11 protein-coding genes are annotated in these 13,778 nt (G+C 65.2%); 6 read left to right on the top strand and 5 right to left on the bottom strand.

Annotated features, from left to right (window positions below):
* Window positions 1-40 precede the first annotated feature (40 nt).
* On the bottom strand, window positions 41-1,405 hold the full coding sequence (locus tag OG203_RS17830) for a peptide ligase PGM1-related protein (protein WP_405166777.1): 1,365 nt from the start codon (window positions 1,403-1,405) through the stop codon (window positions 41-43).
* 240 nt (window positions 1,406-1,645) lie between these two features.
* Between OG203_RS17830 and OG203_RS17825 the strand changes: the two genes are divergently transcribed.
* The 3 genes from OG203_RS17825 to OG203_RS17815 all read left to right on the top strand — a co-directional run bounded on the left by OG203_RS17825 (window position 1,646) and on the right by OG203_RS17815 (window position 3,546).
* The gene (locus tag OG203_RS17825; RefSeq protein WP_405166776.1) at window positions 1,646-2,095 is read left to right on the top strand and encodes an SET domain-containing protein-lysine N-methyltransferase; all 450 of its coding nucleotides are present in this window, start codon (window positions 1,646-1,648) and stop codon (window positions 2,093-2,095) included.
* A 138-nt stretch (window positions 2,096-2,233) separates the two neighbouring features.
* Window positions 2,234-2,413: an RNA polymerase sigma factor region1.1 domain-containing protein gene (locus tag OG203_RS17820; protein ID WP_150403419.1), complete on the top strand. Its 180-nt coding sequence runs from the start codon at window positions 2,234-2,236 to the stop codon at window positions 2,411-2,413.
* 536 nt (window positions 2,414-2,949) lie between these two features.
* Window positions 2,950-3,546 carry a TerD family protein gene (locus OG203_RS17815; protein WP_405167900.1) on the top strand — a complete coding sequence of 199 codons (597 nt, stop codon included), beginning with the start codon at window positions 2,950-2,952 and terminating at the stop codon, window positions 3,544-3,546.
* A 1-nt stretch (window position 3,547) separates the two neighbouring features.
* On the opposite strand, the gene OG203_RS17810 is transcribed toward OG203_RS17815, so the two are convergent.
* From OG203_RS17810 to OG203_RS17800, 3 genes are all read right to left on the bottom strand, one after another.
* Complete coding sequence (locus OG203_RS17810; protein ID WP_405166775.1) at window positions 3,548-4,213, bottom strand: serine protease; 666 nt, start codon at window positions 4,211-4,213, stop codon at window positions 3,548-3,550.
* 99 nt (window positions 4,214-4,312) lie between these two features.
* Complete coding sequence (locus OG203_RS17805; protein ID WP_405166774.1) at window positions 4,313-5,185, bottom strand: alpha/beta fold hydrolase; 873 nt, start codon at window positions 5,183-5,185, stop codon at window positions 4,313-4,315.
* The gene (locus OG203_RS17800; RefSeq protein ID WP_405166773.1) at window positions 5,185-7,230 is read right to left on the bottom strand and encodes a M3 family metallopeptidase; all 2,046 of its coding nucleotides are present in this window, start codon (window positions 7,228-7,230) and stop codon (window positions 5,185-5,187) included. The genes OG203_RS17805 and OG203_RS17800 overlap by 1 nt, the downstream gene beginning before the upstream one ends.
* A 282-nt stretch (window positions 7,231-7,512) precedes the next feature.
* On the opposite strand from OG203_RS17800, the gene OG203_RS17795 reads away from it, so the two are divergent.
* From OG203_RS17795 to OG203_RS17785, 3 genes are all read left to right on the top strand, one after another.
* Complete coding sequence (locus OG203_RS17795) at window positions 7,513-9,513, top strand: nitrate- and nitrite sensing domain-containing protein (protein WP_405166772.1); 2,001 nt, start codon at window positions 7,513-7,515, stop codon at window positions 9,511-9,513.
* A gap of 220 nt (window positions 9,514-9,733) precedes the next feature.
* Window positions 9,734-10,147, top strand: a complete 414-nt coding sequence (locus OG203_RS17790; RefSeq protein ID WP_405166771.1) for an MmpS family transport accessory protein — start codon at window positions 9,734-9,736, stop codon at window positions 10,145-10,147.
* A 50-nt stretch (window positions 10,148-10,197) separates the two neighbouring features.
* Window positions 10,198-13,023, top strand: a complete 2,826-nt coding sequence (locus OG203_RS17785) for an RND family transporter (RefSeq protein WP_405167899.1) — start codon at window positions 10,198-10,200, stop codon at window positions 13,021-13,023.
* Between the two features lie 4 nt (window positions 13,024-13,027).
* Here the strand turns inward: OG203_RS17785 and OG203_RS17780 are convergent, their stop codons facing one another.
* The gene (locus OG203_RS17780) at window positions 13,028-13,744 is read right to left on the bottom strand and encodes a spermidine synthase (RefSeq protein ID WP_405166770.1); all 717 of its coding nucleotides are present in this window, start codon (window positions 13,742-13,744) and stop codon (window positions 13,028-13,030) included.
* Window positions 13,745-13,778: the final 34 nt, after the last annotated feature.

Below are 13,778 nucleotides of genomic sequence, written 5' to 3'. Positions count from 1 at the left end.
ATCAGCTGACCAGAACGGGTATTCGCGTGCCGTGTCCGCGCTAGTTAGCGGGTGTGGCGAGTTCGGTGGCGAGATTCGCCAACTGCTGTTCAAGGTGAACAGCCTCGGCATAGTCACGGCCGATGGCCACATACTCGATCGCGCCGGTCACCGGGTCGTCGGTGCCGACGACGATGCCGCGGCCTCGCGCCGCATCGAAGCGAATGCCAACGCGCGCAAGGTGTTCGACGAGCTGGGCGACTCTGGGGACCCGTAATCCGTTGCGGGTCAGCAGGACATGGTTGTGCAGGTAGTCCGCGCCGAGCAGGCGGCGGGCGATGGTGTCGATATTGGTGACTCCGCCTGCCCTGCCGTTGAATTCGGTGTAGGTGAGATGGTAATCGGTGCTGACGATGGCATCGATGTTGATCAGGCCGTGGTAGCCGAGGCGCTGCGCGCTGCGCGCGATCTGCTGGCTGTCGGCGCAGAATTGCGCGTGCAGGGTCGCCGGTAGATCCTGTGGGGGGAGGACGAAACCGCTCCACATCGGTTCCATCCGCATTTCGCCGTAGTTGCGTAGTACCGGCGCGCCGAATCGGGGGATGTGCAGCTCGCTGGACAGACTGCGGGAATCGGGCTGATAGACCTCGACGATGAACTTCGCGGGCGCCATGCCGCGAGGTAGGTCGAGAGTGTCGCCGAGGACGAGGTCGTTCCGGTGCAGCGCGCGCGGCAATGCGCTGGTCAGGTCGCTGTCCGCGGCGAGCCGGACCACCTGCGCGGCGCCGAACCCGATGACATCGGTGTCGATGGTGATCAGTGTGTTGCCGTAGCCGCCGGAGTTCAGGTCCTGTTTGACGATGACCGAGCCGGTCCGGTGGATGAGTTCGACGACGGTGTCGACCAGTTCCGTTCCCGCGTCGACCACATAGCCCTCGGGTATCGGCGTGCCCGCGGCTGCGGCGAGGGCGCGGAAGACGGCTTTGCTGTTGATCAGCGCGGCCAGATCCTGCGCGTACGGCGCGGCATCGGTGTCGAGGCCGAGCAGCCGTTCCCAGTGGGCGATATCGCGGTCGCGGATGTAGCACGAGACGGTCCACTCGCGCAGGTCGAAACCGCTGGCGGCGATGCGATTACCGATCTCGGCGACCAGTTCGGCGTTGTCGTGCGGATACCAGTTGGTGCCGCCGTAGTCCTGCATGCTCAGTACCGTCGGGACCGAGCCCGGCATGCCGAGCACGTCGGTGAGGTAATCCAGAAAAGCTTTGTCGACCGGGCCCGGGATGACCGCGATGTCGTCGGCGGCCAAGCTCCACAGCATCCGAGCCGCTTCGATATCGCAGCCCCGCCGCGTCTTCGCGGGCAGGTCGTCGAGCCGGGCCGTCATCGCGCGGCTGTGCGGGTTGGCCAGTACCAGTTTCGGCATTGCGGTACCTTCCTGTGCGGCTCCGGTAGGTCGGTGCCGGTCGAGATTCCCGGTCGGCCCGGCGAGTGCCGCGACCAACGCCGGAATACCCGCACGACCCTATCCAGCCGACCGGTCGACCTGCCGGTCGGTCTGCGACAATGCGCTGCGGCGCAACAGGGTTGGGTCACCAGTGGTGATCAGTCGAGGTAGATTCATGGCCGCTGGATGTAGCTCCTTCGAGACGTTGGCCGGTGAATCGTGACAGAGGTAGAACCGCTGCTCGTGTGCACGACATCCAGCAAAGGGCGAGGTGTGTTCGCCCGGCGCAGCTGGCAGGTCGGCGATCTGGTGATCAGTGCGCGAGTCACCGCACTGGCCGCTGAGCGCACCACCCACTCGTTCCAGACCTCGATCAATACCCACTGCGAATTCGACGAACCCGCACGCCTGGTGAACCACTCGTGCGACCCGAATCTCGGCATCCGCGACAACGAGTTCGGCGCATTCGATTTCATTGCCCTGCGCGCCATAGCGGATCGCGAGGAACTCACCTGGGACTACGCGACCTCCGAATATCACAGTATCGCGGTGCCCGAATGTCATTGCGGTACAGCGGTTTGCCGCCGCACGATTCCCGGCTACAAATACCTGACGCGCACCCAGCGGAGCCGGTTGACACACATAGCGGGCTATCTCGCCGACTACTGACCGTCCTACCGGCTGGAACCACCGCCACCGAAACCTTGAGATTCCACCGATATTTCAGCGATCACCTGCGCGGCGCTGATAGCGTTGGCGTCCCTGGGCCGACAGCAGTACGGCTACCCGAGACCTGGAGATCACCGTATGCCCCATGCTGGAATCAAGGAACTGATCACCCTCGGTCACGAGCAGAAGTACATCACCCACGCCGAGATCAACGAGTACGTTCCCGAGGCTGTCGGGGATCGCGATCAGTTCGTCGGCATCATCCAAATGCTGGACGCCAGGGGCATCCCCGTCTACGAGACAGATCCGGTGGACTAGCGCGCGACGCTGTCGTAGGCACGCGGCCGCCACCCGCAGGACCGCGATATCGCCGTGCACTGAGTGCGCGGCGGCCGATCCGGATGACGCTCAGGTCCGAATACGGAACAGCGGTGGTGTAGCCGGATCGGCGATCGATGCGGGGGACGGCGACGACACGATGGTGCTCGAGGGTGCGGTGGTGTCCGGCCATACCGAAGGGCCCTGGCGGCAATGTCGGGCGACGCGGGGTGCCGTCCCATCTCGCGACCAGAACTAGCCGCGCTGCCTTATGCCGGAGTGCGCCTAGTGTGATTCGCGGACTGAATCGAATGTTCGCGATTGGATTCGATATTTGCGGGGTATGCGGTCGGTAACGGGCCGTTTTCGGACTCGGCCGGGGTGTGTGCGGCCGAGTCCGGAAGCGGTAGCGGTCGGAAAAGATGCCCCCGGTATCGTCAACGGTGACGAGCCACTCAACGGCGAGCAGGCGCGGCGGGAGCGACTGAGGCTGTGCCCGTACAAGTTTCGAGAGATTTAGGCGTTGCGGTAGCTGGATACCGTGGTCGCCCCTGAGAAAGGGGACACGGTTGTCCTTTCCGCTGCAGAATCCCGATGGCAGCTGGCCGGACCATGTCGCGGTCTCCCTCGGGTGGGATCCATCGGATCAAGGCCTGTGGGTCGACGCCGACGGCACCATCACCCCGGGCAGCAGAATCGACTTGAATTCTGCGGCTTTGCTTTTCGCGGGCGAAGTCCTGGTTGACGCGGTCTATCACGAGCAGCTGGTCTCACGAGACGGATCGGTCTCGCACAGTGGCGACAGTCCGACGGGTGACGGTGTCGGCGACAACGAGGTGATCACCGTCGATCTGACCAGGATGACACCGGAGGTGACATCGGTGATCTTCCTCGTAACCTCCTACTCGGAACAGAGTTTCGCGCAGATCGAGAACGCGTACTACCGCCTCCTCGACACCACCACCGGCACCGAGATCACCCGCTACGTGCTGAGCGGTGGTCCGCACACGGGGCTGGCGATGGGCAAACTGGTTCGCACGCCACAGTGTTGGTACTTCGTCGGCATCGGTGCGGGGATCTACGCGCATCACGTAGCCGAGGCGGTCCCGCAGGTGGCGCGGTTCCTGCCATAGCTCACAGTGGTTGGTACCCGGCGCCGATATCGCCGCGCGCGTTCAGGTCATTCATGATGGAGCTGATATTGGTGCCGACCTCCGGTCCGAAGCAGCCGAGCCCGAGATAGGCGTTCACCATCCCGACCAATGTGGTGCCGATCACCACCGGCGCGCCGGAATCACCTTTCATCACACACATTTGGGTCCAGGTCTCGGTGGCGGTCGAGCGGACATCACCCCACACCACGCCGCAACTCGTCCCGCTGGTGCTGCCCCGCTTGCACACGACCGACGGGAACTGAGCGGGCCCGCCGAGGCCGGTGATGGTGGTGCCGCCGACCCGGTTCACCGGAGTCACTCGCGCCGAATCGAATTCGATGACCGCGTAGTCCAAGGTGTGGTCGGAGTAGACGATTCGCCCAACGGCCGCACCGTTGGGATCGCCTTCGGCGACGATGGTCGCGCCCGGCTCACCACAGTGTCCTGCGGTCAAACCGACCAGTCGATGAGCACTGTCTCGGCCGATGGTCGTCAGGGTGCACCCGACACGTGAGTCGACAACGATGCCGGAGCCACCGCCGACAGTCGGTGCGGCGCTGTCCGTTTGCGCTGCGGCGGAGGCGGTGCCGAGTAGCGCGGTGGCGGTAGCGGCGGCGAAGACGAGTGCGGTTCGTGACACGAGCATGACTCCTCTGGATCGATCTCCCTGTACCGTCTGGTGTGGGTATCCGCGACATTCCCGGGTTGATCGTTTCCAAACAGGCTACGCCACAACTGAATTCGTCTAGGCACTAGCGATAGCAAGTAGCAATCGCGCGCCTGCGGCAAAGGCTTCGGGGTCTTCGAGCTGTGGATAGTGGCCCAGCCCGGTGAGTTCGATCACGGTGGCCGCCGGGCGGAGGGCACGCAGTCCGTCGAGCACCGCGACGGTCGCCACCGGATCCGCAGTGCCCCACAGGAAGCCGAGCGGTTTGTCCCAGTCGCGGACCGCGCCATGCCAGCGATCGGCGTAGGTCACCCGCTCGTCGAGGTAGGCGGTGAGTAGATGCGCGATCCGATGGCCGCGCGCGTGCGCGAGCAGCGCCCACTGTGCCTCGGCCTCGCTCGCCGTCAGCGGGTGCGCGGCCGAAAACAGTTGGGCGAATTCGCGAGTGAAGACCACGCGATTCGCCAGGCGCGCCGCCACCGGTCCGAGCGGGCCGCGCAGGATCTTTTGAATCGGCCGCAGCGTCGCCTTCTCCAGGATCACGCTGCCATTGCTCAGCGCCGCGCGTTCGAGGGGGAAGGTCAGCGAGCCGTCGAGGTCACGGGCGATCAGCTCGGTGGCGACGGAGGTGCCCATGTCGTGCGCGAGCAGCACGATCGGGCCCGTCGAGTCGGCCGCGAGCACCTCCTCGACGATGTCGGCCTGCTCGAACAGGCTGTAGCGATGCGGTCGCGGCTTCTCCGACAGGCCGAAGCCGAGGAAATCGATGGCGAGCCAGGCCCGGCCGCCGAGCCGGTCGACGACCTCGCGGAAGTCGTATGAGCTGGACGGATATCCGTGCAGCAGCACGACGGTCGGCCCGTCGCCCGGCGCGGACCGAACGAACACCGAGCCCGCCCGCGTCCGCACCTGCCGCCCACCGTCGCGCCACTGCCGGACCTGGTCGAGCATCAAACGGTGAGTCCGCGGCGGGTCAACAGCGGCTCGATCTCGGGCGCGCGGCCGCGGAATGCCGCGAATGCCGCAAGCGGGTCCACCGAGCCGCCCCGCGAGAGCAGTTCGCGCCGGAACGCCGTGCCCTTCTCACGGACCGACGCGGCGCCGTCGTTGAACCAGTCCACTGTGTCCGCGTCGAGCACCTCGCTCCAGATGTAGGAGTAGTACCCGGCGTCGTATCCGCCCGCGAAGATGTGTGCGAAGTAGCCCGTCCGGTATCGCGGTGGGATCGCCTCGATCGCGACGCCCGCCTTCCGCAGCGCCTCCTCCTCGAACGCCGCGGCGTCCACACCGGCCAGCGCTTCGGGTCCGGGCACGCGATGCCATGCCCAATCCAGCAGTCCAGCGCCGAGGGCCTCGACGGTCCGGAAGCCCTCGCCGAACTGCTGGGCCGCCGTCATGCGCTCGACCAGCTCGGCGGGCATCCGCTCGCCGGTTTCGATGTGCCTCGCGTAGTTCGCCAGCACCTCCGGCCAGGCCATCCACATCTCGTTCACCTGTGACGGGAACTCGACGAAGTCGCGTGGCACCTCGGTTCCGGCGAAGAACGCATAGCGCACGTCCGAGAACAGGCCGTGCAGCGCGTGGCCGAACTCGTGGAAGAGTGTCCTGACGTTGTCCCAGGTCAGCAGGGCTGGTTCACCGGCAGCCGGCTTCGCGATATTGAGGTTGTTCACCACCACCGGCAGTGTCTCCAGCAGCCGGGATTGGACGACCAATTCGTTCATCCAGGCACCACCGTGCTTCGACGGACGGGCGAAGAAGTCGCCGAGGAACAGGCCGAGTGCGCTGCCGTCGGCATCGAACACCTCGAAGATCCTGACCTCCGGGTGGTAGCCGACCAAGTCCTCGCGTTCGCGCAGCGTGATCCCGTAGACCTGCTCGGCGGCGAAGAACACCCCGTCCCGCAGTACCCGCTCGAGCTCGAAGTAGGGGCGCAGTGCGTCGGCGTCGACCGAGAAGCGCTCGGCCCGCAGTCGCTGGGACCAGTACTGCCAGTCCCACGAGCGGAGTTCGTCGTCGGTGCCGCCCGCCCGCATCGCCGACGCCAGCTCGGTGGCCTCGCGTTCCGCGTTGGTCACCGCGGGCGGGACCAGTCGCCCGAGCATCTCCTCGACCGCCTCGGGGGTCTTGGCGGTCTGGTCGGCCACCGAGTACGTGGCGTGGTCCGGGTAGCCGAGCAATGCGGCGCGCTCGGCGCGCAGGGCGGCGATCCGGACGGCCAGGTGGCCGTTGTCGTTGTCCTCGGTAAACCCGCGTTGTAGCGAGGCCGCCATCACCCGGCGCCTCGAGTCCCGGTCGGCCAGTTCGGCGAGGACGGGCTGGTTGGAGACGTTCTGCAGGGTAAGCGCCCAAGCACCCTCGCGCCCCGCCGACCGGGCGCTCTCGGCCGCGGCCGTCACCGCCGCAGGGCTGAGCCCGGCCAGCTCGTCCGCGCTATCCACGAACACCGTCGCGGCATTTCTGGCCGCCACGTTGTTCTGCCCGAACTCCGTTGTCGCCGCGGCGATTTCCGCGTTGATCTCACGCAACCGGGCCTTACCCGCGACATCGAGTCCGGCCCCGGCCCGGACGAACTTCAGGTGATACTGCTCGACCAGCCGCAGTTCCTCGGCCGCGAGATCCAGCTCGGCGCGGCGCCGATAGAGCGATTCGATCCTGGCGAAGAGATCGGGATCGAGATGGATAGCGTCCCGGTGCGCGGCCAGCCGCGGCGACATCTGCGCCTCGATCGCATCCGTGCCCGCGCTGGAATCCGCGGAGGCGATATTGAAGAAGACATTGGACACCCGAACAAGCAGCGCCCCCGAACGCTCGAGCGCCACGACCGTATCCTCGAACGTCGCCTCCCCGTCCCCCGCCGTAATAGCCGCCACCTCAGCCAACTGCTCCGCCATCCCCCGCTCGAACGCGGGCACATAATGCTCCTCGCCGATCTCGGCAAACGGGGGCAACTGATAGGGCAGCGTGCTGCGCTCGAAGAACGGGTTGCTCGTCATACCCGAAACCCTATGCCGGATCGACGTATGGCCGTCGGCAGATCTGCGAGCCAGCCGGATGTCCGTGGTTTCACCGCATCGACAACCTCACCGGGGCGGGTTGTGGGTCGTGAGGTTGTCGACATCTCGAAAAGGGTTGATTACCAGCATGTTTAGAAATGTAACGAGTGTCTGCTCTGTCCGTGTTCGCGTTGACAGGGGGGTGGGGTGGATGGAGGCTGCTGCTGACTTGCCGTGTGCTCTCCGTGGAGCGATCGCGGTGTCCATCGGAGGAGCAGGGTTGTGCGTTTACCTCAGCGAATTGTTCGGCCTCGCACCATCAGTGGCCAACTAGGCCGAATTCTGGTTGTTTCGCTGGTCTTGGTTTCGGTGCTGCTCGGCGTGATCGTGGTCCGGGAAGTGGGGTTGTATCGGCAGAGTGGTGCGACCGTTGACGCGGTTTCGCTCGCGCTGGCCGTGCAGGACCTGGTGCAGGAGGTGCAGCGGGAGCGCGGGCTGAGCAATGGACTGCTCGGCGGCGACGCCAGGCAGGAGCGGCCGGTGGCCGATCAGCGGGTCAACACCGATCGGGCGTTGCACGCGCTCGACGGTGCCATGGGTGAGGCGCCGGGTGCGGCCCAATTACGTTCGGCGCTGGACCGATTCGCCACTCTCGCGACGACCCGCGGCCAGATCGACAGTCGCGGGATCAGCAGGCAGGCGGCCTTCCAGTTCTATACCGACGGCATCGCCGAGCTGAATCGACTGACGCTCGGGCTCGATTCGGCGCGCGACGAACAGGTCAGGCACGGACTGCGCGCGCTGTACGCGTTGGGGGACACGAAGGAACAGACGGCCAAGGAACGCGGCTTCCTCAACGGCGTCTTCGCCGCCGGCGAGTTCCGGCCCGACGAGTACGGCCAATTCCAGGAGATCCGCGCCGACAAGACGGCCGGACTCGCCGCGTTCGCGCGCGACGCGACCAACCGCCAGCAGCAGCTGCTCGACGCCGCGACGCGTAGCGAAAACGCGACCAGGGCAGCGGAATCCGAACAGATCGCCATCGCGTCGTACGCAGGCCCGCTGGTGCGCTCGGTAGATCCGGGGACCTGGTGGACGCAGATGACCGCGGTCATCGATGAGCAGCGCAGGGTGCAGCAGGCGATCGGCGACGACGTGCGGCAGCGCGCGGTGGTGCTGCGCGAGCAGGCCGCGCTGATCCTCGGCGGCGTCCTGCTCGTCGCACTGCTCGCGGTAATCGCCGAGGCGACAATGGTTTTTGTCAGTATCCGAGCGATCGTGCGGCCGCTCGCGAAGCTCGCGGTCGACGCAGGCGACGTCGCCGACCGCAGGCTGCCCGGCGTCATCGCGGCCTGGCATGCCTCCGACCAATCCCAACCGCCGCCGCCGGAGCCGGTGCGCGCCGCACCCGGTGCGAGCGCCGAGATCGCCGCTCTGGCAGCGGCATTGGACGGCGTGCAGAGCACCGCCTTCGCCCTGGCCTCGGAGCAGGCGCTGGTTCGGCGCAATACCGTCGAATCGCTGGCCAATCTCGCGCGGCGCAATCAGAACCTGGTCCGCCGCCAGCTCGGCTTGATCAGTGCATTCGAGCGCGCGGAACTCGATCCCAAGGGTCTGTCCAACCTGTTCGAGCTCGACCACCTGGCGACCCGCATGCGCCGCAACGCCGAGAACCTGCTCGTGCTCGTCGGCGAGGCAAGCCCGCGGCGCTGGGCCGAGCCGATCGCGCTCGCCGATGTGATCAGGGCTGGACTGTCCGAGGTGGACGACTATCAGCCGGTGCTGGTGCACCGGGTGGACGATGTCGCGATTGTCGGCGGGGTGGTCACCGCGCTGGCCCACATGCTCGCCGAGCTGATCGAGAACGGGCTCGCCTTCTCCCCGCCGGATCTAGAAGTGGAGATCTACGGCCGCATGCTCCCGTCCGGGTATCTGCTGGCCGTGGTCGACCACGGCATCGGCATGCCCTCGGACAGGTTGGCCCAGGCCAACGCCCGGCTGCGCGGCGAACAGGACTTCGTCGTCGCCCCGACGCGCTATCTCGGGCACTACGTGGTCGGGCGGTTGGCGCGGCGGCTCGGCATCGAGGTCGAGTTGACGGTGTCGCCGGTCAGCGGGATCGTCGCCCGATTGCACCTGCCCGCGGAAATCATTGCGACAGAGGAGGATCGGTGGGCACCCGAGGCGGATGAGCCGCTCGTGGCCGCCCTCTCCTCGAGACATGTCGATGGCGGCGGGCCCGCCGAGGGGCATGTGCCCGGCGGGATGAGTGTGCAGCGCTGATCGGCCTTCCCTATTGCGGAACAAGTAGCGTGATCGCTGGCATAGCGCTGGCATAAATATGGCGTAGGCCATATTGCCGGGCTATTGAAGTGACTGTTACCGTGCGTCACGGCAATAACGCCGATGGCGGATATCCGCGACTGATGAATCGACTGCTGCCGACGTGCGGGTGAACGAGGCCCGCACCGGAGTGCCGCGAACTCGAATAGCGGAGAAGGTCATGAAGAGTGCCTGGGTTTATGGAGTTGTATTCCTGGTTCTAGGCCTGACCGCCATGTTCATCGCCCGGTTACGGCTGAGCGAGATCCAGGACTTGGCGATCGGGCATTCGAGCAGGCCCCCGGTAGTGGGTCGCCCGATAGAAAAGGTCGTCGAGTATGAGATCGACGGTCCGAGTGGACTGCCGGTGCGGCTGTCGTATCTGGACGAACAGGGCAACGCCAAGGACGTCTCGACCGACCTGCCGTGGCGGACTTCGTTGCGTACCCACAAACTGACCCTGGCGACGGGAGTGGTCGCGCAATCGGAGGCCGATCAGGTCTCTTGCCGAATAGTCATCAATGGGCAAGCACGTGATTCGCAGACGTCGAGCGGGCGGTTCGCCGCGGTCAACTGCGCGGTGCCGGTTTCATGAGCGAACGGATGACGCGAGCTTCGATTCGTACGCGTGCGGTGCTCGTCAGAATGCGCGCGGAGTTATCGGTGCCGTTCGACCGCGCGCCAGGTCGGCCGAAGATCGCGCGGCTGCTGTATATGTTCTCGGTGCCGATCATCGCGGTATGGCTACTACTCGCCGGTGGGCTGAATCTCTTTGTCCCGCAATTGGAAACGGTGGTCAAAGGGCACGCGCAGTCGTTTCTTCCCGACCAGGCGTCGTCGGTGCAGGCGATCGTCAAGATGGGCAAATCCTTCGGCGGAGCGGGGACGAACAATTTCGTCTATGTGCTGCTCGAGGGGGACGCGCCGCTCGGCAATGACGCGCATCGGTATTACACGGCACTGTTAGATCGGCTGACGCAGGACAAAAAGCACGTCAACGCCGCGATGGACCTGTGGTCCAACCCGAACTTCTCCCCGGCGAGTGAGAGTTCCGATGGGAAGGCGTCCTATGTGCTGCTCAACCTGGCCGGGAATATGGGCACGGCCTTGGCCATGGAATCCACCCAGGCGGCCAGGGATATCATCGCCGCTTACCCGCCACCGTCGGGGATCACGGTCCATCTGACGGGTCCGTCCGCGGTCGTCAATGACGAACTCGTCTCGATCAACGATTCGATGCTTCTGCTCATCGCGGTGTGCGCCGCGCTGGTCGGCGTGGTCTTGCTGTGTGTCTATCGCTCGCCGATCACGGTGGCGATGCCGCTGCTGACGGTCGGCATGGGTTTGGCGGTGGCGCGACCCGTTGTGGCGTATTTGGGTGAGCACCAGGTAATCGGCGTATCGATTTTCGCCTCCGCGCTGCTCGCGGTGATCGTGCTCGGGGCTGGCACGAATTACGGCATCTTTCTGCTTGGCCGATATCAGGAGGCCCGCCGTGCGGGCGAGGATCCGGAGACGGCGTATTACACAGCGCTGCACGGGGTTCTGCACATTATCGTCGCATCGGGTTCGACGGTCGCCGGGGCGACCGCCTGCATGTCCCTCACCAGACTCGCGATCTTCAGCACCTCCGGCCTGCCGTGCACGATCGCGGTGAGCGTTACTCTCGCCGCCGCATTGACGTTGGGACCCGCGCTGTTGGCGCTCGGCAGTCGGCTCGGCTTTCTCGAGCCGCGTCCACAGTCAGCGCAGCGCCGGTGGCGGCGCATCGCGACCACTGTGGTTCGCTGGCCAGGACCGGTACTTGTCGCCAGCCTTGCCGTGCTCGTACTCGCAATACTGGTGCTACCGACGTTCCGGCCCAGTTTCAACGAGCGCATCGCGCAACCGAGCGATTCGCTGGCCAACCAAGGAATCGCGGCGGCGGACCGTCATCTGCCGCCGAACATCATGGCGCCGAGCATCTTTCTCGTCGAATCCGATCACGATCTGCGCAATCCGGCGGATCTGATCGCGCTCGCGAAACTGACCAACGCGGTATTGCAGGTTCCCGGAGTCAGTGCGGTGCAAGGAATTACGCGGCCGTTGACCACTCCGCTCGAAGAGGGCACGCTGACCAACCAGGCGGGCTACATCGGCAACCGCTTCACCCAAATGAAGAGCATGCTCACCCCGCGGCTCGACGACCTGACCACCCTCGCCGGGCGCGTCGATCAATTGAATCTCACGATCAACGGGGTGCAGGCCGCGCTCGACACAGGGGAACAGGGGTTCGCGCAGGTGAACAGCAACGCCGTCGCGTTGCGGTCCGCGGTTGCCGGTGTGGTGGAGAAACTGAACTCGATACGGGATACCGCCGGGCCCGCACGGCAATTCGTGAGTTCGATCCCGAATTGCCAAGACGTTCGGGCCTGTCAGGCCGCGCTTACCGGATTCTCGCTGTTCGATGATGTGGGGCGGCTCGACAATACTGTCGACGGACTCGTGAACGGCGTTCGCTCTGCGGCACAAGCACTTCCGCAGCTCGGCGCCCAGATCGCGAGCCTGCGGGACTTCATCGCGCAGGTGAACGGTGTGCTCGCGCCGCTGCGGGGGACGCTGAATATCCTGCTCCCGCAGATATCGGACATGACGCAATTCCTGGACGACATCGGCAAGGGCTTCACGGCGGGCGATCCCAACGGGTTCTTCTTCCTGCCGAGCCAGGCGTTCGACAGTCCACTGTTCAAAAGTGCTCTGCCCTACTTCTTTTCACCGGACGGCAAGATGACGCGCATGGTCGTCACACCGCAGATGGAGGGCTTCAGCCGGGAGGCCATGGACCTCAGCGCGAAGATCATTCCGGCAGCCCTGCAGTCGATGAACGGCACGTCCCTGGCCGGAAGCACGGTCAGTATCGGCGGGCCGGGCGGCACATTGCTCAATATCGAGGCCTTCGTCCGTGAGGACTTCATCACCAGTGTGGTCGCCGCGTTCGCCTTCGTGTTCTGTGTGGTCTTGATTCTGCTGCGCAGCCTCGTCGCGGCCATCGCGGTGATCAGTACCGTCGCGCTGTCCTATCTTTCCGCCTTGGGCCTGACTGTCCTTATCTGGCAACACATCATCGGCAATCCGTTGCACTGGGCGGTGGCGCCGGTCTCGTTCATCTTCCTGGTCGCCGTTGGCGCGGACTACAACATGCTGCTGGTGAGTCGATTCAAGGAAGAGCTCGTGGCCGGTATCAATACCGGAATCATCCGATCGATGGTCAATACCGGCGGCGTGGTCACCACCGCTGGACTCGTCTTCGGCGTGACGATGTTCGCCATGCTGGTGAGCTACGCGCACAATATCGCGCAAATCGGCACCACCGTCGGCATCGGGCTGTTTCTCGACACCCTCATAGTCCGATCGTTCGTTGTCCCGGCCATCGCGGCACTCGCCGGTCGGTGGTTCTGGTGGCCGATCAATATCCTTCGGATTCAGCGGTGAACGGTCAGGACCGAGTGGCGAGGTAGATCGTGTTCGTAGAACGGCCCTTGGTGAGGGGGTTGTCGAAGGCGACCTGTTCGGCTTCGACGTCGGTGAAGACCGTTTCGAGGGTCGCCAGGAATTGGTCGTCCGGAGCGTCGTCCGACCACAGGGCAAAAGTGCCGTGTGGGGCCAGATGTGCGGATAACGCCCGCAGGCCGTCCTCGGTGTAGAAGGGGGCGTGTGGGTGATGCAGTACGTGCTGTGGCGAGTGGTCGATGTCGAGCAGGATCGCGTCGTAGGTCCGGCCGGGGCTTTCCGGGTCGAACCCGGTCGTGCCCGCCGCCGCGGCAAAGAAATCCGCGCACACCAGGGTGATCCGCTTGTCCGTGGCCAATCCCGCTGTGGCGGGTAACAATTCGCGGTTGTGCCAGTCGATGACCGCGGCGGAGTACTCGACGACAGTGAGCGTCCTGATCCGAGTGTCCGCCAACGCTTCTCGCGCCGTATATCCCAAACCGAGTCCGCCGACAACCACATCCAAGTCCGCGCCAGGCGTACGCGCCAACCCCAATCGAGCAAGCTCGCGCTCCGCGACGGTGAACAGACTCGACATGAGGTACTCGTCCCCGAGCTTGACCTCATAGACATCGGTGCGCGCCGTCGGATCGAACCGCCGCCGCAAACTGATCTCACCCATCGCCGTCTGCTGCCAGCCGAGTTCCTCGAAGTGTGCGCTCATCGCAGTGACGATAGGGGGTGGGAGGAGCCCGGGC

Origin of the sequence: Nocardia sp. NBC_01499 (genome assembly GCF_045040275.1) — a bacterium.
Taxonomy (GTDB): Bacteria; Actinomycetota; Actinomycetes; order Mycobacteriales; family Mycobacteriaceae; genus Nocardia.
This window is presented reverse-complemented; position numbering and strand designations above follow the sequence as displayed.

Coding starts and splice junctions, on each gene's coding strand:
- OG203_RS17790 (WP_405166771.1), top strand. CDS start 9,734: ATGAAGAGTGCCTGGGTTTATGGAGTTGTATTCCTGGTTCTAGGCCTG.
- OG203_RS17785 (WP_405167899.1), top strand. CDS start 10,198: ATGCGCGCGGAGTTATCGGTGCCGTTCGACCGCGCGCCAGGTCGGCCG.
- OG203_RS17810 (WP_405166775.1), bottom strand. CDS start 4,213: ATGCTCGTGTCACGAACCGCACTCGTCTTCGCCGCCGCTACCGCCACC.
- OG203_RS17830 (WP_405166777.1), bottom strand. CDS start 1,405: ATGCCGAAACTGGTACTGGCCAACCCGCACAGCCGCGCGATGACGGCC.
- OG203_RS17805 (WP_405166774.1), bottom strand. CDS start 5,185: ATGCTCGACCAGGTCCGGCAGTGGCGCGACGGTGGGCGGCAGGTGCGG.
- OG203_RS17780 (WP_405166770.1), bottom strand. CDS start 13,744: ATGAGCGCACACTTCGAGGAACTCGGCTGGCAGCAGACGGCGATGGGT.
- OG203_RS17820 (WP_150403419.1), top strand. CDS start 2,234: ATGCCCCATGCTGGAATCAAGGAACTGATCACCCTCGGTCACGAGCAG.
- OG203_RS17800 (WP_405166773.1), bottom strand. CDS start 7,230: ATGACGAGCAACCCGTTCTTCGAGCGCAGCACGCTGCCCTATCAGTTG.